17 protein-coding genes and 1 pseudogene are annotated in these 18,921 nt (G+C 71.0%); 5 read left to right on the forward strand and 13 right to left on the reverse strand.

The window, feature by feature from the left end:
• Positions 1 to 449 precede the first annotated feature (449 nt).
• Complete coding sequence (gene mscL / locus AB4030_RS17070) at positions 450 to 815, reverse strand: large conductance mechanosensitive channel protein MscL (RefSeq protein WP_442280402.1); 366 nt, start codon at positions 813 to 815, stop codon at positions 450 to 452.
• A gap of 137 nt (positions 816 to 952) precedes the next feature.
• A complete protein-coding gene (locus tag AB4030_RS17075; protein ID WP_442280403.1) occupies positions 953 to 1,159 on the reverse strand; it encodes a hypothetical protein in 207 nt (68 codons plus the stop codon).
• A gap of 653 nt (positions 1,160 to 1,812) precedes the next feature.
• Here AB4030_RS17075 and AB4030_RS17080 point away from each other — a divergent pair.
• The gene (locus AB4030_RS17080; protein WP_442280404.1) at positions 1,813 to 2,097 is read left to right on the forward strand and encodes an antibiotic biosynthesis monooxygenase family protein; all 285 of its coding nucleotides are present in this window, start codon (positions 1,813 to 1,815) and stop codon (positions 2,095 to 2,097) included.
• A gap of 446 nt (positions 2,098 to 2,543) precedes the next feature.
• Positions 2,544 to 2,837, forward strand: a complete 294-nt coding sequence (locus AB4030_RS17085; RefSeq protein WP_442280405.1) for a hypothetical protein — start codon at positions 2,544 to 2,546, stop codon at positions 2,835 to 2,837.
• A 277-nt stretch (positions 2,838 to 3,114) separates the two neighbouring features.
• On the opposite strand, the gene AB4030_RS17090 is transcribed toward AB4030_RS17085, so the two are convergent.
• Positions 3,115 to 3,318: a BldC family transcriptional regulator gene (locus AB4030_RS17090; RefSeq protein WP_442280406.1), complete on the reverse strand. Its 204-nt coding sequence runs from the start codon at positions 3,316 to 3,318 to the stop codon at positions 3,115 to 3,117.
• A gap of 570 nt (positions 3,319 to 3,888) precedes the next feature.
• Between AB4030_RS17090 and AB4030_RS17095 the strand changes: the two genes are divergently transcribed.
• The gene (locus AB4030_RS17095) at positions 3,889 to 4,965 is read left to right on the forward strand and encodes an ANTAR domain-containing protein (RefSeq protein WP_442280407.1); all 1,077 of its coding nucleotides are present in this window, start codon (positions 3,889 to 3,891) and stop codon (positions 4,963 to 4,965) included.
• A 96-nt stretch (positions 4,966 to 5,061) separates the two neighbouring features.
• Here AB4030_RS17095 and AB4030_RS17100 read toward each other — a convergent pair whose 3' ends face one another.
• From AB4030_RS17100 to AB4030_RS17115, 4 genes are all read right to left on the reverse strand, one after another.
• Entirely contained in the window at positions 5,062 to 6,030 is a 969-nt protein-coding gene (locus tag AB4030_RS17100; RefSeq protein WP_442280408.1) for an ATP-dependent DNA ligase, read from the reverse strand.
• Between the two features lie 36 nt (positions 6,031 to 6,066).
• Complete coding sequence (locus tag AB4030_RS17105; RefSeq protein ID WP_442280409.1) at positions 6,067 to 6,312, reverse strand: hypothetical protein; 246 nt, start codon at positions 6,310 to 6,312, stop codon at positions 6,067 to 6,069.
• A gap of 712 nt (positions 6,313 to 7,024) precedes the next feature.
• Complete coding sequence (locus AB4030_RS17110; protein WP_442280410.1) at positions 7,025 to 7,663, reverse strand: MucR family transcriptional regulator; 639 nt, start codon at positions 7,661 to 7,663, stop codon at positions 7,025 to 7,027.
• A gap of 158 nt (positions 7,664 to 7,821) precedes the next feature.
• A complete protein-coding gene (locus AB4030_RS17115) occupies positions 7,822 to 7,944 on the reverse strand; it encodes a hypothetical protein (RefSeq protein WP_442280411.1) in 123 nt (40 codons plus the stop codon).
• 1,005 nt (positions 7,945 to 8,949) lie between these two features.
• Between AB4030_RS17115 and AB4030_RS17120 the strand changes: the two genes are divergently transcribed.
• Positions 8,950 to 10,206: an HNH endonuclease family protein gene (locus tag AB4030_RS17120; RefSeq protein WP_442280412.1), complete on the forward strand. Its 1,257-nt coding sequence runs from the start codon at positions 8,950 to 8,952 to the stop codon at positions 10,204 to 10,206.
• A gap of 71 nt (positions 10,207 to 10,277) precedes the next feature.
• The gene (locus AB4030_RS17125; protein WP_442280413.1) at positions 10,278 to 11,522 is read left to right on the forward strand and encodes a DUF4236 domain-containing protein; all 1,245 of its coding nucleotides are present in this window, start codon (positions 10,278 to 10,280) and stop codon (positions 11,520 to 11,522) included.
• Positions 11,523 to 12,559: 1,037 nt separating this feature from the next.
• Here the strand turns inward: AB4030_RS17125 and AB4030_RS17130 are convergent.
• The 6 genes and pseudogenes from AB4030_RS17130 to AB4030_RS17155 form a co-directional block, all read right to left on the reverse strand.
• Positions 12,560 to 12,985: a tetratricopeptide repeat protein gene (locus tag AB4030_RS17130; RefSeq protein ID WP_442280414.1), complete on the reverse strand. Its 426-nt coding sequence runs from the start codon at positions 12,983 to 12,985 to the stop codon at positions 12,560 to 12,562.
• Positions 12,986 to 13,046: 61 nt separating this feature from the next.
• Positions 13,047 to 13,160 (reverse strand): annotated as a pseudogene (locus AB4030_RS17135) (hypothetical protein); the annotation flags it as partial.
• A gap of 339 nt (positions 13,161 to 13,499) precedes the next feature.
• Positions 13,500 to 15,080, reverse strand: a complete 1,581-nt coding sequence (locus AB4030_RS17140; RefSeq protein ID WP_442280415.1) for a tetratricopeptide repeat protein — start codon at positions 15,078 to 15,080, stop codon at positions 13,500 to 13,502.
• A complete protein-coding gene (locus tag AB4030_RS17145) occupies positions 15,070 to 16,512 on the reverse strand; it encodes a tetratricopeptide repeat protein (RefSeq protein WP_442280416.1) in 1,443 nt (480 codons plus the stop codon). Before AB4030_RS17145 ends, AB4030_RS17140 begins: the two co-directional genes overlap by 11 nt.
• The gene (locus AB4030_RS17150; RefSeq protein ID WP_442280417.1) at positions 16,502 to 17,842 is read right to left on the reverse strand and encodes a tetratricopeptide repeat protein; all 1,341 of its coding nucleotides are present in this window, start codon (positions 17,840 to 17,842) and stop codon (positions 16,502 to 16,504) included. The genes AB4030_RS17145 and AB4030_RS17150 overlap by 11 nt, the downstream gene beginning before the upstream one ends.
• Positions 17,832 to 18,917 carry a tetratricopeptide repeat protein gene (locus AB4030_RS17155; protein WP_442280418.1) on the reverse strand — a complete coding sequence of 362 codons (1,086 nt, stop codon included), beginning with the start codon at positions 18,915 to 18,917 and terminating at the stop codon, positions 17,832 to 17,834. The genes AB4030_RS17150 and AB4030_RS17155 overlap by 11 nt, the downstream gene beginning before the upstream one ends.
• Positions 18,918 to 18,921: the final 4 nt, after the last annotated feature.

Below are 18,921 nucleotides of genomic sequence, written 5' to 3' on the forward strand. Positions count from 1 at the left end.
GCCGCGTCGGAGGCCTGCTCCATGATCGTCGACGAGGCAGTGGTCCATGTGTTCCGCAGCGGTGGAGAGCCTGCCGTGCAGGAGTTCCTGGCAGACCTTGAGGCCCGCGCCGAGGAGTGAGGCCCCGTGCCGGCCGGGCAGACGCCACACGTGCGTTCGGGACCTTCTGAGGCACCGGCCGAGCCGGCAGGACCCCCAAAGCCGTTCCCAGCGGGTGCTAGCACGAACGGCACTGCCGCCTCCACCTATACCGGCGGCAGTGCCCTACGCCGTCGCGATGCCGCGAACTCGCCCCTCCCGGCGCAGAGCTAGAGGGCCACCAGGGTCCCGGCGCCACTGGAGAAATCGGTAGCCATAGGCACATCCGCCCGCGCCGCGGGACGGACCGTCCCGTGCCGGTGCCGAGCCCCTGGCGGCTCGGCACCGGCGCCGGTTGACGTGGTCGCTGGTCAGCGGACCTGGAGCGAGTCGCGGATCTGGGTCAGCAGCAGGACCTCCTCCGTGGGTGCCTCGGTGGCCGGCTCTGCGCCGCGGGCGCGGCGTTCGGCCAGCTTGTTCATCGGCAGCACGACCATGAAGTACACCGCGGCGGCGACGATCAGGAAGCTGATGAGCACCGTGATGAAGGCGCCGACGTGGACCCCGCCGGGGACCCAGTTGGAGAAATCCGGGGTGCCCCCGAGCTTGCCGACCAGGTCCATGATGATCGTCACGAACGCCTCGATGACCTTGCCGAAGGCGATGCCGATGACGATGGCGACGGCCAGGTCGATGACGTTGCCGCGCAAGATGAAGTCTTTGAAGCCTTTGAGCATGGTTCTCTCGTTCCTCTTGAAAGAGTGCTGAGCCTCAGCGTGAACACGCCGAGCGTTGCGTCACCGCCGAACGTCCAGGCCCCGCTTGCAGGGTGTGGGGCGGTAGCACGAAAAGGGAGAGGCCACTCGCTCCTGGTCTACTCGGCCAGCTTCGCGATCGCCTGCGCCCAGAGGAAGTGCTTGTTCGTGCCCAGGTCCCGAACCGTCTTGATGTTGAAGGCGGCCTTGAGGTGCTCCGCGTCGCCGGCGCTCACACCCTGCAACGCATCCACCGGCGCGTCAGCCAGCTCGCTGAGAGAGACGGTCTCGTAAGCCTTGTCGACCTTGGCGGCGATATCGCCCATGATCACTCCTGAGGAGTCGGTGCCCGCCGGTGCGGCGAGCGGTATCCCAAGATGTACCACCGTTAAACCCCTCCGCACCTGGTTCGCGGTCTACCGGCTCGAACCCCTGCCCAGGGGCTCTCGCAAGGCAACAAGAGGTAGTCGTCAAACGCGCCTGGCGCACGGAAGGGCCTGGCATGGCGCCGCGGCTCCCCCGAGGAGAGCCGCGGCCTAGAAACACCGGAAAGCGCACCCGTCAGCAACACCGAAAGCGAATAGGGGTCAAGACGCTGGGGATCCACATGCGGCATGTCCGGTTACGCCACGCTCGGGTCGCCTGAGCGTGTCATCCCCGTGTCGTTCCTGTATGCCTTGCACCGGCGGCATCGTCGTCCTCCAGCAAGCAAGGGGCGGAGATGGCGTCGATTCTGGGTGGCCCGGGGGAGGCGTCGCCGGCGGGCGCGAACCGCGACACGTTCCCTTCGGTCGGCGTACCGGTCCCAAGTACATCTGTGTACCCCACGCAGATCGCTTCCGCCACGTTCGCGATGCCCAGTGCTCCCGGCTTCGAGACTGCCTCGATCCGTGGCCCGTTTGTCCCTTGTCCATCCTGAGCGCCAAGGAACACACTGCGAACGTGCCCAGGCACCGCGTCTGGCACCAGGAAGGTCGCCATGTACACGCGCCACACCACGTTCCCGCTGAAGCCCGATAGCGCAAGTAAGGCCGAGCAGATCGGACGGAAGTACGGCAAGCTCTTGCATGACCTGCCGGGCCACGTCAGCACCGTCATGGTCGTCGACGACACGACCTTCACCTCGGTGTCCACCTGGGACACGAGAGAGCACGCTGAGGCCGTGAGGCAGACGCGAGATGATGCGCAGAACGAACTCGGCGACCTGCTCAGCGCAGCTCCGTCGACGGTCATCTCGGCCACCCTCGTCCACGACGTCGACTGACCCTGACTGACCTCGCCCGGTACTGGGAAGCACCGGGGCCCTGAGGTGCATGATCCGCGGTTCAGGGCCCGTCGAGTGACCTGATGGGCAGCGCTCCATGCGGACTCGGCCGGGCCACAGACCTGCGCGTCGTCCCCGGGCGCAACAGTCGTGTTGGGTTTCAGCCCTTGTGCAGCATGGCTCTGGACGGACCATCGTGCACGCGCCGCTGGAGCCGACTCACATGGCCGGCGCCGCAGACGGGAATGGGGATCCTGAGTTCGTCGTCGAGGTGATGGGCGAGGCTCCATTCGCCGGAAGAACGTCTCGAGGCGCCGAGGCGGATAGGAAACGAAGTCCGTTCGAGTGGAGTCGGTGCGTTCGGGTCGGGCGGTGGTGACCGTCGCACGATGGCGACGGGTGTTGGCGATGGTGGTGGCGGCGCTGGCATGCGAGAGGCTACAGGTATGGTTACGCGCACGTTCAGAGCTGTCATGGAGAACGGCGACGCCTACGACGACCCGTCCGAGGACGTCCTCCTGTTGCTCCTCGAGGACCTCGCCGCGGGTGAGGGCTCGTGGGTCATCGTCGAGAAAGTCGCGGACGCGTCAGGTCAGACGTACGCGCAGGCGCTCCGGCTGTCCGACGGGTCGTTCCAGGTCGAGCGGCGGCGCGGAAGCTCGGACACGCACGAGGTCGTTCCCGCGCAGTCTCTACGAGAAGCGCACGCGCTGCTGACCCGGTGGGCGTTCGCGTTGTAGACGACTGGTGGGACCTCACCGACGCTACGTGTCCCCGTCGGCCGGCTGGTCCGCTGTCGCTCGCGCCCACCGCTGCTGGTCGCGGGAGGACCGCTCGGCGGCACCTGAGGACGCTTTCGTTGGGTCTTGGCGTGGCTGCGCTTGACGGCCACGAGCTCGCGGGCACCCCGCGCGTCACATGCGATCCCATCGCGACGCTCGTCCTGGTTGCGGACGCCCCACGGCTGCGGCCGGCTCGGCGTCGAGACGTCGGCCACCCGGCCCTGGTCGGGCTGAGCTAGGCGCTGGCGGACTGATCCAGCAGCGCGTGCACTTGGGCGGCGTGGAACCGCCGGTGCCCGCCGAGCGTGCGGACCGCCTCGAGGCGACCCGCCCGAGCCCAGCGGGTGACCGTCTTCGGGTCGACCCGGAAGAGCGCAGCCACCTCAGCCGGAGTCAGCAGCACGTCCGCGGCCGCGAGTGGCGTCGTCGATGTCGTCATGTCGAACCCCAATGCAACGTAGTCCCTGACTACACCTGCAGGCGCGCGAACGTCGCGGTGTGCCCTCCACGGTAGAGCGCCACGGCTCGCGGCAGGCGGGATTGCACCGTTTCCTCAATCGTGGTCCCACTCCTGCATGGAGTAGGTATCGCTGCCTCTGAGGCGATCTCTGCTGCGTCTGCCCGTCCTAGGTCGGCAGCGCCGCGACCTCATCCACCGCCTGGTCGCCGAACCCGGCGCCTGGGTCGAACGCTCAGTTTGTCTGAACTGGGGAGCACGCCAGCATCACCTACGCGGACGCTTTGAGAGCACCTTCGAGTGCGCCCCGTCGCCTCCCACGATGTCATTCGCCATCCCGCCTGTGTCGCTGCGCGCCCGCCCCGCCGGGAGAGTGCCCCGACGCCCTGGCGTGCGCTGGGGCCGCCGGTGCTTCAGGCCGTGGCAGAGCCGGCCTGACCCACGGTCGAATGTCGCGCCCTCGGTGGGCCACGAGCAGTAGCGGCCGGCCACGCCACGGCTAGGCTCGGCATCGAGTCGTTTGCGGGCTCGGACGTTGAGGAGGTCGACCTGATGGCTACAGAGTCACCCGACGCGGAACGCCAGTGGGCAGCTGAGAAGCGCGACTTCGTTGGCGACCGACGTGACGACCTGGCTGGCGAGCGAGACCTGGCCGGGGACCTGCGGGACCTGACGGCCGACGCGCGAGAACAAGCGCTGGACAAGCGGGAACGTGAGCTGGACGCCCGGGAAGCTCAGCTCGGTCTGGCGCGTCAGGCCGAGGCAACCGCGCACCGGCTCGATGCGCTCGCCATTCGTGGGCAGGCACGGCAGACCCGTGAGCGTTCAGGCGCCGAACGCGTGGCCGCCGCCCGGGCCCGCGACGATGCGACACAGCGACGGCTGGAGGCGGCACCGATCATGGGACTCGCATCGGCGTTCGCCACCATCGCCGCGAACCTCTACGCCGCGGATTCCTACGACGCCGTCCTCCAGCGCATCGCCGAGGCCGCGGTCAGCACCGTCGCCGGGTGTGAGATGGCAAGCGTCACCCTCAGCGAGCACGGGGGCTATCGCACGGCCTCGACAACGGACGTGGCCGCATCGGCGGTCGACCAGGCCCAGTACGACGCCCGGGAGGGCCCCTGCCTCGATGCGGTCGAGACCACGCTGGTCTATGCGAAGTCGCTCCCCGACAACCGCTGGCCCACGCTCGCATCCCGTCCGGTCGATCTGGGCGCGCACTCCGTGGCCTCCTACCGCCTGGCAGCGGCGAGCGAGGGGAGCGCCGGCACGAGCGGCTCGCTCAACACCTACGGCATCAAGCCGGACGCATTCAGCGACGAGGCGCAGCAGATCGGGTTGCTCCTAGCCGCGCACGCCTCGATGGCCGCCGGGGCAGTCCGCGAACGGGACGCCCTGCAGGATGTGGCAGAGCATCTGCACCAGGCCCTGTTGACCCGAGATGTCATCGGCCAGGCCAAAGGGATCCTGATGGAACGGCTCAAGCTCACCCCGGAGGCCGCCTTCAACATCCTGCGTCACGCCTCGAACGCGTTGAACGAGAAGCTTCATGATGTGGCGCTCAATCTCGCGGAGACTGGCGACTTGGACACGCCCGCCCAGCGCCGCGCAGACAGACACTCCTGACTGACGGTCACTCGTCGGCACTACCGATCGGCGGCATATGAGGGCGTTCTCAGAAGGTGACGTCCGGCGGCGCACCTTCACCCACGGCGACCAATCTCAGGAGAGCTCCCCGGGGTCGAGGTCTGGCCTGGTGCGGTGCAGCCGCGCTGCGTGGCGCAGCACGCCCGGTGCGGCGGAGGCGTCGGCGTCGACCTCGACGACGAACGGTGCGACGACCATCACCCGACTTGGCGCAGCTGAACCCCAGGCGAAGGTGCGCTCGAACGTCTCGCCGGTCGGGTGCAGCAGGGGCGCCAGCGATCGGCCGACCGCCTTCGACAGGGCTGTTGTCGAGCCGGCGGTGACCGGGCCACCGTCGTCGTCGACGTTCCCGGGGAACGCGAGGACCAGAGAGGTGGGTGCGGCCGCGTCCCCGGTGAACCCAATCGCGAGCATGTCGAATGTCTCCGTGGCCTTGACCTTCCACCAGGCCCGTTGCTGGGGTGTGGTGGGGTAGGTGCCGCTCGCGTCCTTGATGACGAGGCCTTCGATGCCGCCGGCTGTCAGGGTGTCGAACCACTCGCGGGCGAGGCTGGGGTCGTCGGTCTGCTGGCACAGCACGATAGGGGAGGCGATCCCGGCCAGTGTCCGCTCGAGCAGGGCCCGGCGCTCTCGCAGTGGTCGGCCTCGGAGGTCCTCAGTGCCGGCGGCGAGAACGTCGAAGACGACGAACTGCGCTGGCCGGCGGGCGGCGACGGCGCGGATCCGTCGCCCGGCGGTCATGCGGGCCTGCAGGCCCTCGAAGTCCAGCCGTCCCGTGGCGGGATCCCAGGCGATGACCTCGCCGTCCAGCACTAGGTCCTTGGGCAGTCGTGCGCTCAGGACCGGGGCTACGTCGGGGAACAGCGGCGTGAGGTTGGTGCCGTTGCGCGAGTAGATGCGGCCACCACCGACGAGGGCGCGGTAGCCGTCCCACTTCGGCTCCCACACCAGATCCGCGGTCTTGGAAGGGACGAGCTCATCGACGCGCCGCGCCAAGGCGACCGGCGCCTGCAACGACACGACAGCCATGTGCTCACCATGCACCCCTGCCGGCCGGCATGCGTGTTCCAGCGTGGCGGGTCATGGACCACTGAGGCTCGTGGCGCCGGGAAGCGCCACGGTCCAAGGCTGGGAGGGCGGCTCCACGCCCGTGGAGAGCCGCTCCGGGATGAGCCAGTCCCATCCGCCGTCCTCGGTCGGCACCTCGCGGGTGGCGAGCCACCGGCCGTCGTACCAGCCGTGGTATTCACTCCAGGCCCAGGCGCGAGCTTCGGACAACTGCTGTTGCAGGGACTCGATGCGCTGGTCCTGGTCGTCGTGCGTCATGGACCTAGGTCTCCGCGGCGACGGTTCACGCGTCCGGACTGGTGCAGGATCGGTCAGGTCGACCGCCGTCGCTGCGTCTCGCCGATGAGCCCCGCTGTGGAGGCGGGTAGAGGGCGTCGATGCGGCTGGGCAGCCACCACCGGCGTCCCCGGTGGACGCCGTCCGGGCGGAGAGAGGTTTGGGCGAGGCGGCGGACCGTCTCCCGCGACACACCGAGCCGTTGCGCCAGATCCGACGTCCACAACACGTCCCCTGGCTGCTGTCGCTCGTACTGCTCCACGGCGGCGCGGTCCCACCAGAACGCCCCGCGGCCACCGTGCCGCCCGCCGGCCGGCAGGGCCCGGGTTCTGCGCCAGCCGGTGAACCTGGCTGGTGCTCACCCCGAGCCGCGCTGCCACCTCGGTAACGACCAGCGCGTCGGCGGATGGACGGTGTAGGCCCCACCCGGCGACGGTTGCCGGCCACCACCAGCTGCGTCCGCTCGTGCGCCCGTCAGGCCGGTGCTGCCCTCGCGCGATGCGCCGGGTGAGCGAGGCGGTGGTGATGCCGAGCATCGCCGCGACCTGGCCCGCGACGAGGGCGCCGTCGGGTATCCGTTCCCTCTGCTCCTCCGGGGTTGCGGCTCTCCAGAGCCGGTAGTGCGTCCAGCAACGGCCCCGAGCCCGGGCGGGCTCGACGCACTCGACACAGACACCTCGCACACGGCGCGGACTCATGCCAGGCCGGCATCGTCAGGCGCCGGCTGCGTCGCGTGCGCGCGCGGACCAGCGTTCGGCGAAGCGCGGCGCCGGTTGTAACGGCTGGCGCACGAGCGGGAGCAGAACCGGCGCTTCGATGCCCCGCACAGCGGGCAGAACTCGACGCTGCACTCCTGACAGACGACGACGATGCCGCGGCGCCGCGAGCCGCCGCGCCGGAGCCCGGCGGCTGCTGAGGCGGCGGCGCCGGCGGGGGAGAGCGGCTGCCCTGCGGCGAGCCGGGCTGCGGTCGCCTTGCGGGTGTCCCGGTTGGCCAGGAACGCCGACCTGCGGGTCAACTGGGCAGCCGAGCGCACCGCGAGCTTCTCGCGCACCGCCGAGGCCACCAGACCCTTCGAGCGACGCAAGCCGTGCTCGATCTTGTAGCTCTGTGCCTGCATCCCATGACTCTTGAAAACGTGAAGCCCGAGATGTACAAAGCGCCTGCCGCACTCGTGGCAGAGCAGCCCGTCCTCGTCCTCATCCAGGACCCCGAAGTGTCCGTGTCCGTCCGGCCGTCCGACCTGGGCAGCAGGGCCGGGGGAGACCCCGGGCTCGGTCTCCGGAGGCGGGAGGAGGTCCCCGGTGGAAGAGGTCGGAGTCGTCACGGCCACATGATGCCCGTGAGCGGGCCATCACGCCCGCCGGACGCCCTGCGGGCGAGGCGGGTCTAGCCGTCAGGGAGAGACCTCGCTAGACCTTCACGGGCTTGGCTGAACAAGTGCGGCACCACCGCGTGGGGCTCCGTGCCCACCCAGCGAGGCGCCTTGTCTCAGCGCTGGGCTGGCGTCACGAACTCCGACGGGAGCCACTGCTGGATCAGGGCATGGTCGCCCTCGAGGAAGTAGGCAACAAGCGCGAACCAGGTCGCGTCCCGCTTCTCCCAGGCGAGCACGATCCCGGCGTGCGGACCGGGTGCGTCCCCAGCCCCGCGCACCCAGCAGTGCCGCCGAGGACGCGGAGGCTCCGGGATCGGGTGCTCATGCCCCCGTCCTGAACCGCCCGCCATCTCTCCAGTGTGCCAAAGGATCGAACTGGTGTACGAATGTGGTTGGGTCGGCGAAGGGCAGCCAGGGCTCCTGTGGTGGTGCCGGCGGTGCCTCAGGCGAGGTCGAGAGGGCTGTGCTCGGACGTTGGCAGAAGACGCATGACCTCGGGGCGGTGGAGCCGTTCTGCTAGCTGAGGCGCCGCTAGCAGCAAGCCGCACAGACCACGCCGGAAGGGACGCTCTATGCCTGAAACAGGCATTTCGCAGCGGCCGGCGTGCTTGACACGTAGCCTCAGGTCACACAGGGAAGCGGGGGTCACGAGAACCTGCGGCATGCGAGGCAGCGGGCGTGCCGAGGTCGACTGGTCGCCCTCGTCCATGGGGACTGCACGGCAGCTCAATGCAGCGCCGCTGTTGATGGCAGTGCTGTCCCCGGTGAAGAGACATGCCCACGCCACATTAACCACAGAAAGATGCCGCTCTGACCGCGACCGGTCGGGACCGGTGACATAGCGCTGAGAAGACGGGCCAAGGTGCCTGCGGCAACACGAGGATCACTGAGTTCGAATGCCTGTCGAGTTCCACGCACCACAAGGATGGCCCGCGCCTCCGACCGGCTGGGTGCCGCCGCCCGGCTGGCTGCCCGACCCGGTATGGCCGCCAGCTCCGGACGGCTGGCAGTTCTGGACGACCGCGCCGGAGTCCCCGGGCGCCGTGTCCCCGGCCTCTTCATCGCTGGCGTCGCCCCCAGCCCAGCCGGCGCGCGCCTCGTACGGGAGTGCAGCACCCCTGCAGCCACCGACGCCGTGGTCTCCGCAGCACGGCGGCGCGGGTAACCGGCCGCCCGCCGCTGCGGTTTCTGCCTTCGTCGCCGACTCCGCGCCTCAGGGTGGCAGCCCCGACCGCGGCCGCATGCTCGCGGTAGCCGGTTGGGGTGGCCTGGCCGTCACCACGCTCGCGGGTCTGATCTCTGGCATCGGCGGTGCGCTGCTCTTCGCGGGGATGTTCGCCTTCTTCGTCGCCATCGTGGCCCTCATCCGCGGGCAGGTCCGGTGGGCTCACCTACCGAGCCGTGCCGCCGCTGCGGTCGCCTTGGTCGGTGCGCTGGTGGCCGTGTCGGTCGGCGGGGCGCTGTCCCCGTCGCCGGCGTCCGTCCCCACCTCGCAGACGGTTCTGCCAGCCGCACCAGCGCCCGCAACCCCGTTGCCGGCGACGGACTCCGCAACGACCGAGCCGGCCACCGCTTCCCCGACCTCGACCATCGCAACCGCTAGCCCGTCGCCGACCGACCCGGTCACCGCCGCCATCGGGCAGGCCCGACCCGGCACGGCGCTCGCGGGGTTGGGCACGTTGACGGTCAAGGGTCGCGGCCCGATGACCGGCTACACCCGCGAGGCGTTCGGTGCCGTGTGGAGCGACACCGACCGCAACGGCTGCGACCAGCGCAACGACACCCTCCGACGCGATCTTCGCTCGCTGACGCTCAAGGCGGGCACGAACGGGTGCGCCGTCATGACGGGCGCCCTGGTGGACCCGTACACCGGGGCGCGGGTGGCCTTCACCAGCGGCGCCTCCTCCAGCTCGGCTGTGCAGATCGATCATGTCGTCGCACTGGCTGACGCGTGGGTCAAGGGCGCCGCCGGGTGGCCACAGGCGAAGCGGACCGCGTTCGCCAACGACACTCTGAACCTGACGGCGGTGTCCGCGTCGGTCAACGCCTCCAAGGGCAGCGGTGACGCGGCGACCTGGCTGCCGCCCGCGATGTCGTACCGGTGCATGTACGTGGCTCGCCAGATCGCCGTCAAGGCCCGGTACGAGTTGGCCGTGACGGCCGCGGAGCGCGTCGCCGTGGCCCGCGTCCTCACGACTTGCCCGGACACGCCAGTCCCGGCGGTGTCGGTGGCCAAGCTCGGCGGCTTCCCGATCTACGCGCCGCCCGCGCCGAAGCCGACCGTCGCGCCCGCCCCGCACCCGACCGTCACGCCGGCTCCCAGGCCGGCACCGCAGCCCAGCCCCTCGCCCTCGCCGGCCGCGCCGTCGCCCCGTCAGGGGGTGCACCCTGGTGCGTTCTGCTCGCCGGCGGGCGCGCTCGGCTACACGAGCGCGGGCACGCTGATGCGCTGCTCATACAAGTCCGGCGACACCCGCGCACGCTGGCGCGCCGCCTGACCAGCCCGTCCATGGCAACCACAACATCAGACGTACCGCCGGGTGCGGTACAGGGAAGGCAGGGCCGGTAGATGGGCCTCGGTGTCAGCTTCAAGCTCGCCCCCGGGGTGCGCGTGCGCGCCTCCAGCAGGGGCGTGCGTACCAGCATCGGCCCCCGCGCCGCCCGGGTCCAGGTCGGCGCAGGAAGGACCCGCATCTCCAGCGGGGCCGGGCCCTTCACCGTCTCCACCGCCGTCGGAGGCGGCTCACGCAGCAGCCGGGCCCGCACCTCCACGCGAGCCTCGTCCGGCTCTTGGCCCCAGTCGTCGGGCGCCTCGACCCGGACGGCGGGTGCTTCGCCGCGCCCGCGGCAGCCCACCGTCGCGCAGCATCAGGCCCAAGCCCGGGCAGCCGAACGCGCCCAGGAGGTCGCGGCCGTCGCCGCGGTGGAACGCTCCCTCACTACGCTGCACCACGAGGACTTCCCCGAATCGACACGCCGCGTCGTGGCCGTCCCCGCCGCCCCGGGGCCAGCCGAGGTCAAGGCGGTCCGCCGCGAGCTGCACCGGATCGCCATCGCCGCGGTGCCCTTCTGGAAGCGGTCTGAGCGCCGGGAGGCGAAGGCCTGGGCGGCGCAGCAGGCCACCGCCGAAGCGCAGCGCCGGCACACCGGCGCGCTCGTCGAGGCGCAGCTCGAGCAGTGCCGACTCGACCAGCAGTGGCAGGCGCTGGTCGACCACGACCCGCAAACGGTGATCGAGGCCGTCGAGGACGCGTTCGCGGACAACGCCAGCGACTCCACCTGCGTCGACGCCGAGGCCGACACCGGCGTCCGGTACGTCACGGCGGTCGTCACCTATGGCGGCATCGACCTGGTCCCGGACGTTCGTCCGGACACGACCCCCGGCGGGAAGCCGACGCTGCGCAAGCGCACCAAGACCGACCGCAGCTCCCTGTACGCCACTGCTATCGCCTCGACGGTGTTGGCGACCGCCAAGGAGGCCCTGGCCGTAGCGGTCACCGCCACAGAGGTCCGCGTCCTGGTCATTCGCAGTGGGATCGGTGGCAGCACCGGTGGCGTCGAGCCGGTTTACGCGGGCATGCTGCGACGCGACCATCTCGCGCACCTGGACTGGCGAAACCTGGACCCGCTGACGGTGGCCATGTCCGCCGAGGACGCACAGATGGCGCGCAAGGGCAGCGCCCGCGAGGTCGTCGCCCTGCCCGTCGAGCCCGGCTCACCGGCACAGGAGCTGCTGGACGCCTGGTCGGCAGCGCTCGACGACCGGACCGAGGCTCAGCCCGCACCCTTCCCTCCCGCCACACCGACAACCTGAGGCATCCTCGAGCAGGACCGATCCAGGGTGTCTCCCGACGCGTGGTTACGCGTCCTTCTCCATCGCCCTGACCAGTTTCATGGAGGAGAACCAGATCTGGGCGAGCACGTCCCTCCTGGTTGTACGTCTGACGACCCCACCTGCTGCTGGTGCGGACGTCACGGTCGGCGTGGGCGGGGCAGTAGTTGCCTGCCGCCCGGGCCAGCACGTCGGGTGTCAGCTCCTCGGCGAACCACACGAAGTAGGGCTCGAACTGGGTGGGGCGGAAGTGGTCGGGCTGTGGCTCGTCAGGATCAATCTCCCAAAGGCCGTAGGTGCCCAAGCTGAGCCGCCACGGCGGTTCTTGTCTGTCGTCATGCACGATCTGCACGCCGGAGTAGCGCTTCTCCGCTCGCCTGTCACGGCCGCGCAGAGGGAGTTCCTCCTCCACAGGGAGGAGAAACGTCACCGACCTGTCCGGGGCCGGTCGCCGGGTCAGTCGCACGGTCGGCGCGACCAGTTCCACGTCAACGCCGAGCGCGTTCGCGACCTGCTGCACGCACCAGCGACGACGCGCCGCATCCGCCTCGTCCCATGCGGGACGGGAGGTCTCCACGAGCTGGTGCAGGGCCGACGAGAGGTGGCGAGCCGTTGTGGAGTGCGGGCCGTCCAGGCGCGGAGAGTTGCGCCGGTCCTCGCTGCGCGGACGCGATGTCATGGACCGCACCCTACGGGCCAACGGTGGCGCGAGCACTTCGGCCTGACGGCGGCCTTCCCGGCCCTCAGCTGAGGGCCGGGGGACGGCCTTCCGTCGTTGCGCGGCTACGAAAACCGCCACGGTTTCGCCCCGTGTCACTGGCTGGCCGTCCCAGGAGCACAGACCGCGAACCAGGGTGGATGCACTGATGCGGATTCGGAGCGAGCGGGCGGTCATCCCAGCCACGTCCCGGAAGCGGGACACCCTCAGCCAGCGCCAGGCCAACCGGTCACCGACCCCGCGGACCCCGTCGCGCAATCGGGCGCCCTCGGCCAGCCGGAATACCTCGAGCCGCCCGACCTCACTGGCCGTCGGAGTACCTCCGGTGCTGCTCCCTGAGCTCGGCGCGGACCTGGTTCAGCATCGCGGTGTCCGAGGCCAGGTCAGGGTGCTGCACCGCCCGGTCGAGCTCCACCACCTGTTCCAGCTCGCGGATCGCCTGCTCGAGTCCGCCACGACCTCGAAGGACCATGGCGACATTGAACCGCGTCACCGCCTCACCAGCGCGGTCGCCGACCTCCCGCAAGATCGGCAGGGCCTGCTCGAGGTGGCGCAGAGCGCTCTCGCCGTCGCCGCGTCCGTGGTGGACGGCGCCGATGTTCGTCAGGGTGGTGGCCGCGCCGGCGCGATCGCCAACCTCCCGCAGGATCGGCAGGGCCTGCTCGTAGTAGCGCAGCGCGGTGTCGAGATCGCTCCGGCGGAGGTGGACCAGCCCGATGTTGCTCACCGTCGCGGGCGCCAACCTCCCGCAGGATCGGCAAGGCCTGCTCGAAGTAGCGCAGGGCGATGTCACCGTCATCGCGGCTGTCGTGGACGCTGGCGATGTTGTTCAAGGTCGCGGCTTCGCCGCCGCGGTAGCCGACCTCCCGCAGGATCGGGAGGGCCTGCTCGTAGTAGCGCAGAGCAGTGTCGCCGTCGCCGCGGCGGTCGTGGACGGGGCGCCGATGTTGCTCAACGTGGCGGCCTCACCGGCGCGGTCGCCGAACTTCCGCCGAATCGACAGCGCCTGCTCGTAGTGGCGCAGGGCGGTGTCGAGGTCGACCAAGGTCGCGCTGGCCCTACCGGCGTACACCAGGGTGCGCGGACTGGTCTGGATGCGGAGCGAGCGGGCCGTCAGCCCGGCCACGTCCCGGAACCTGGACACCCCCAGCCAGCGCCCGGCCAGTCGCTCACCCACCCCGCGCACCACGTCGCCCAATCGGGCGGTTTCGGCCAGCCGGAACACCTCGAGCAGCTCCACCTCACTGGCCACCGGGGCGCCCCCTCTGCTGCTCCGTGAGCTCCGTGAGCTCGGCGAGCTCAGCGCGGACCTGGTCCAGCATCGCGGTGTCCGAGGCCAGGCCAGGGTGCTGCACCGCCCGGTCCAGCCCCACCACCTCCACCAGCTCGCGGATCGCCTGCTCGAGTCGGCCACGGTCCCGAAGAACCATGGCGATGTTGTACCGCGTCGCGGCCTCYCCGSCGCGGTCGCCGACCTCCCGCGCGATGGCTAGCGCCTGCTCGTAGTGGCGCAGGGCGGTGTCGAGATCGCCGCGGCTGTGGTGGACGCCGCCGATGTTGCTCAACGTGGTGGCCTCTCCGGCGCGGTCGCCGACCTCCCGCKSGATSGSWAGSGCCTGCTCGTAGTGGCGCAGGGCGGTGTCGAGATCGCCGCGCCGGTCGTTCACGCCGCCGATGTTGCCCATGGTGGTGGCCTCTCCGCCGCGGTCGCCGACCTCCCGCGCGATGGCTAGGCCCTGCTCGAAGTGGCGCAGGGCGGTGTCGAGATCGCCGCGGCTGCCGTGGACCAGCGCGATGTTGTTCAAGGTGGCGGCTTCGCTGGCGCGGTCGCCGACCTCCCGCGCGATGGCTAGCGCCTGTTCGTAGTGCCACAGCGCCGCGAACCCGTCCCCGCGGCGGTCGTGGACGCCGCCGATGTTGCTCAACGTGGTGGCCTCGCCGGCGCGGTCGCCGACCTCCCGCCGGATCGGCAGGGCCTGCTCGTAGTAGCGCAGGGCCGTGTCGAGATCGCCGCCGCGGTGGTGGACGCTGCCGATGTTGCTCAAGGTGGTGGCCTCGCCGGCGCGGTCGCCGACGTCTTGCTGAATCGGCAGGGCCTGCTCGTAGTGGCGCAGGGCGGTGTCGAGGTTGCCGCGCCCGTGATGGACCAACCCAATGTTGCTCAAGGTGGTGGCTTCGCCGGCGCGGTCGCCGACCTCCCGGAGGATCGGCAGGGCCTGCCCGAAGTGGCGCAGGGCGGCGTCGCCGTCACCGCGGCGGTGGTGGACCAGCCCGATGTTGTTCAAGGTGGCGGCCTCGCCGGCGCGGTAGACGACCTCCCGCTGGACCGGCAGGGCCTGCTCGAAGTAGTGCAGGGCGGTGTCGCCGTCACCGCGGCGGTCGTGGACCAGCCCGATGTTGCTCAAGGTGGCGGCTTCGCCGGCGCGGTCGCCGACCTCCCGTTGGATCGGCAGGGCCTGCTCGTAGTAGCGCAGGGCGGTGTCGCCGTCGCCGCGGCGGTGGTAGAGGCTGCCGATGTTGCTCAAGGTGGTGGCCTCACCGGCGCGGTCGCCGACCTCCCGCTGGAGCGGGAGCGCCTGCTCGAAGTGCCCCAGGGCCGCGGTCAGGTCTCCCAGGGTCGTGCTGGCCATGCCCGCCTGCACCAGGGTGCGCGCACTGGTCTGGATCCGGAGCGAGCGGGCGGTCAGCCCGGCCACGTCCCGGAACCTGGACACGGACAGCCAGCGCCCGGCCAACCGGTCACCGGCCCCGCGCACCACGTCCCCGACGCGGGCGGCCTCGGCCAGCCGGAACACCTCGAGCAGCTCCACCTCACCAGCCACCGGTGCGCCCCCGCTGCTGCTCCGCGAGCTCCGCGCGAACCCGCTCCAGCGTGGCCATGTCAGGCGCCAGGTCAGGGTGCTGCATCGCCCGGTCGAGCTCCACCACCTGCTCCAGCTCGCCGATCGCCTGCTCGAGTCGGCCACGATCATGAAGAACCATGGCGATGTTGTACCGCGTCACCGCCTCACCGGCGCGGTCGCCGACCTCCCGCAGGATCGGCAGGGCCTGCTCGTAGTAGCGCAGGGCGGTGTCGCCGTCGCCGCGGCGGTCGTGGACGCCGCCGATGTTGTTCAAGGTGGTGGCCTCGCCTGCGCGGTCGCCGACCTCCCGCTGGATGGCCAGCGCCTGCTCGTAGTGGCGCAGGGCGGTCTCGCCCTCGCCGCGACGGTCATGAACGCCGCCGATGTTGTTCAAGGTGGTGGCCTCCCCGGCGCGGTCGCCGACCTCCCGCCGGATCGGCAAGGCCTGCTCGAAGTAGCGCAAGGCGGTCTCGCCGTCATCGCGACGGTCATGAACGCCGCCGATGTTGTTCAAGGTGGTGGCCTCCCCGGCGCGGTCGCCGACCTCCCGCCGGATCGGCAGGGCCTGCTCGAAGTAGTGCAGGGCGGTGTCGGGGTCGCCGCGGCGGTGGTGGACGCTGCCGATGTTGCTCAAGGTGGTGGCCTCGCCGGCGCGGTCGCCGACCTCCCGCTGGATCGGCAGGGCCTGCTCGTAGTGGCGCAGGGCGGTGTCGGGGTCGCCGCGGCGGTGGTGGACGCTGCCGATGTTGCTCAACGTGATGCCCTCCCCGGCGCGGTCGCCGACCTCCCGCTGGATCGGCAGGGCCTGCTCGTAGTGGCGCAGGGCGGTGTCGCGGTCGCCGCGGCGGTCCTGGACGCCGCCGATGTTGTTCAAGGTGGCGGCCTCGCCGGCACGGTCGCCGACCTCCCGCGAGGTGGCGAGCGCCTGCTCGTAGTAGCGCAAGGCGGTGTCGCCGTCACCGCGGCGGTTGTGGACCAGCCCGATGTTGCTCAAGGTGGCGGCTTCGCCGGCGCGGTCGCCAACCTCCCGCTGGACCGGCAGGGCTTGCTCGAAGTAGTGCAGGGCGGTGTCGCCCTCGCCGCGGCGGTCGTGGACCAGCCCGATGTTGTTCAAGGTCGCGGCTTCGCTGGCGCGGTCGCCGGCCTCCCGCTGGATCGGCAGGGCCCGCTCGTAGTGCCGCAGCGCTGTAGCCAGGTCCCCCAGGGTCATGCTGGCCCTGCCCGCCTGATTGAGGGTCCGCGCACTGGTCTGGATTCGCAGCGAGCGGGCGGTCAGCCCGGCCACGTCCCGGAACCTGGACACGGACAGCCAGCGCCCGGCCAGCCGGTCACCGACCGCGCGGACCACGTCCCTCGTGCGGGCGGCCTCGGCGAGCCGGAACACCTCGAGCAGCTCCACCTCACTGCCCACCGGCGGGCCCCCGCTGCTGCTCGGTGAGATTGGCGAGCTTGGTGAGCTCGGCCCGGACCTTGATCAGCATCGCGGTGTCAGAGGCCAGGTCAGGGTGCTGCATCGCCCGGTCGAGCTCCACGACCTGCTCCAGCTCGCCGATCGCCTGCTCGAGTCGGCCACGATCATGAAGAACCATGGCGATGTTGTACCGCGTCACCGCCTCACCGGCGCGGTCGGCGACCTCGCGCCGGATCGACAGCGCCTTCTCGTAGAAGCGCAGGGCGGTGTCGCCGTCGCCGCGCCGGTGGTGGACGCCACCGATGTTGCTTAAGGTGGTGGCCTCGCCTGCGCGGTCGCCGACCTCCCGCTGGATCGGCAGCGCCTGCTCGAAGTAGCGCAGGGCGGTGTCCCCTTCGCCGCGGCGGTGGTGGACGCCGCCGATGTTGGTCAAGGTGGTGGCCTCGCCGGTGCGGTCGCCGACCTCCCGCCGGATCGGCAGCGCCTGCTCGTAGTAGTGCAGGGCGGTGTCGCCGTCGCCGCCGCGGTCGTGGACGAGCCCGATGTTGTTCAAGGTGGCGGCCTCGCCGGCGCGGTCGCCGACCTCCCGCCGGATCGGCAGGGCCTGCTCGAAGTGGCGCAGGGCGGTGTCGCCGTCACCGCGGATGTCGTGGGCGCCGCCGATGTTGTTCAAGGTGGCCGCCTCGCCGGCGCGGTCGCCGACCTCCCGCTGGATCGGCAGGGCCTGCTCGAAGTAGCGCAGGGCGGTGTCGAGGTCGCCGCGGCTGTGGTGGACCATGCCGATGTTGTTCAAGGTGGTGGCTTCGCCGGGGCGGTCGCCGAGCCCCTGCTGGATCGGCATGGCCCGCTCGAAGTAGTGCAGGGCGGTCTCGAGGTCGCCGCGGCTGTGGTGGACCATGCCGATGTTGCTCAAGGTGGTGGCCTCCCCGGCGCGGTCGCCGACCTCCCGCGCGATGGCTAGCGCCTGCTCGAAGTAGCGCAGGGCGGCGTCGCCGTCGCCGCGGCGGCGGTGGATGTCGCCGATGTTGTTCAACATGGCGGCCTCGCCGGCGCGGTCGCCGACCTCCCGCCGGATCGACAGCGCCTGCTCGTAGTGCCGCAGCGCCGCGGCCAGGTCCCCCAAGGTCGCGCTGGCCCTGCCCGCCTGATTGAGGGTCCGCGCACTGGTCTGGATTCGCAGCGAGCGGGCGGTCAGCCCGGCCACGTCCCGGAACCTGGACACAGACAGCCAGCGCCCAGCCAGTCGGTCACCGACCCCGCGCACCACGTCCCCCACGCGGGCGGCCTCGGCGAGCCGGAACACCTCGAGCAGCTCCACCTCACTGGCCACCGGTGTGCCCCCGCCGCTGCTGTTGCGCGAACTCGGCGCGGACCTCGTTCAGCATCGCGGTGTCAGAGGCCAGGTCAGGGTGCTGCATCGCCCGGTCGAGCTCCACCACCTGCTCCAGCTCGCCGATCGCCTGCTCGAGTCGGCCACGACCGCGAAGAACCATGGCGATGTTGAATCGTGTCACCGCCTCACCGGCGCGGTCGCTGACCTCCCGCTGGATCGGCAGCGCCTGCTCGTAGTAGTGCAGGGCGGTGTCCCCTTCGCCGCGGTGGTCGTGGACGCTGCCGATGTTGTTCAAGGTGGTGGCCTCGCCGGCGCGGTCGCCGACCTCCCCTCGGATCGGCAGCGCCTGCTCGTAGTAGTGCAGGGCGGTGTCGCCGTCGCCGCCGCGGTCGTGGACGAGCCCGATGTTGTTCAAGGTGGCGGCCTCGCCGGCGCGGTCGCCGACCTCCCGCTGGATCGGCAGCGCCTGCTCGCAGTGGCGCAGGGCGGTGTCCCCTTCGCCGCGGATGTCGTGGACGCTGCCGATGTTGTTCAAGGTGGTGGCCTCCCCGGGGCGGTCGCCGACCTCCCCTCGGATCGGCAGCGCCTGCTCGAAGTGGCGCAGGGCGGTGTCGAGGTCGCCGCGGCTGTGGTGGACGCTGCCGATACCGTTCAACGTGGCGGCTTCGCCGGCGCGGTCGCCGACCTCCCGCTGGAGCGGCAGGGCCTGCTCGTAGGAGTGCAGGGCGGTGTCGCCGTCGCCGCCGCGGTCGTGGACGAGCCCGATGTTGTTCAAGGTGGCGGCTTCGCCGGCGCGGTCGCCGACCTCCCGCTGGAGCGGCAGGGCCTGCTCGAAGCGGCGCAGCGCCGCGGACAGCTCCCCCAGGATCGTGCCGGCCCTGCCCGCCTGCACCAGCGTGAGCGCACTGGTCTGGATTCGGAGCGAGCGGCCGGTCAGCCCGGCCACGTCCCGGAACCTGGAGACGGACAGCCAGCGCCCGGCCAGCCGGTCGCCGACCCCGCGGACCACGTCCCCCACACGGGCGGCCTCGGCGAGCCGGAACACCTCGAGCATCTCGACCTCGCTGGCCATGGTC

It is taken from the genome of Terrabacter sp. 2YAF2, from assembly GCF_052114705.1.
Taxonomy (GTDB): domain Bacteria; phylum Actinomycetota; class Actinomycetes; order Actinomycetales; family Dermatophilaceae; genus Terrabacter.

Excerpts from the sequence above, each read along its gene's own strand:
- mscL (WP_442280402.1), bottom strand. The coding sequence starts at position 815 with ATGCTCAAAGGCTTCAAAGACTTCATCTTGCGCGGCAACGTCATCGAC.
- AB4030_RS17120 (WP_442280412.1), top strand. The coding sequence starts at position 8,950 with ATGCTCGCGGTAGCCGGTTGGGGTGGCCTGGCCGTCACCACGCTCGCG.
- AB4030_RS17125 (WP_442280413.1), top strand. The coding sequence starts at position 10,278 with ATGGGCCTCGGTGTCAGCTTCAAGCTCGCCCCCGGGGTGCGCGTGCGC.
- AB4030_RS17155 (WP_442280418.1), bottom strand. The coding sequence starts at position 18,917 with ATGGCCAGCGAGGTCGAGATGCTCGAGGTGTTCCGGCTCGCCGAGGCC.
- AB4030_RS17095 (WP_442280407.1), top strand. The coding sequence starts at position 3,889 with ATGGCTACAGAGTCACCCGACGCGGAACGCCAGTGGGCAGCTGAGAAG.
- AB4030_RS17090 (WP_442280406.1), bottom strand. The coding sequence starts at position 3,318 with ATGACGACATCGACGACGCCACTCGCGGCCGCGGACGTGCTGCTGACT.
- AB4030_RS17080 (WP_442280404.1), top strand. The coding sequence starts at position 1,813 with ATGTACACGCGCCACACCACGTTCCCGCTGAAGCCCGATAGCGCAAGT.
- AB4030_RS17085 (WP_442280405.1), top strand. The coding sequence starts at position 2,544 with ATGGTTACGCGCACGTTCAGAGCTGTCATGGAGAACGGCGACGCCTAC.
- AB4030_RS17075 (WP_442280403.1), bottom strand. The coding sequence starts at position 1,159 with ATGGGCGATATCGCCGCCAAGGTCGACAAGGCTTACGAGACCGTCTCT.
- AB4030_RS17105 (WP_442280409.1), bottom strand. The coding sequence starts at position 6,312 with ATGACGCACGACGACCAGGACCAGCGCATCGAGTCCCTGCAACAGCAG.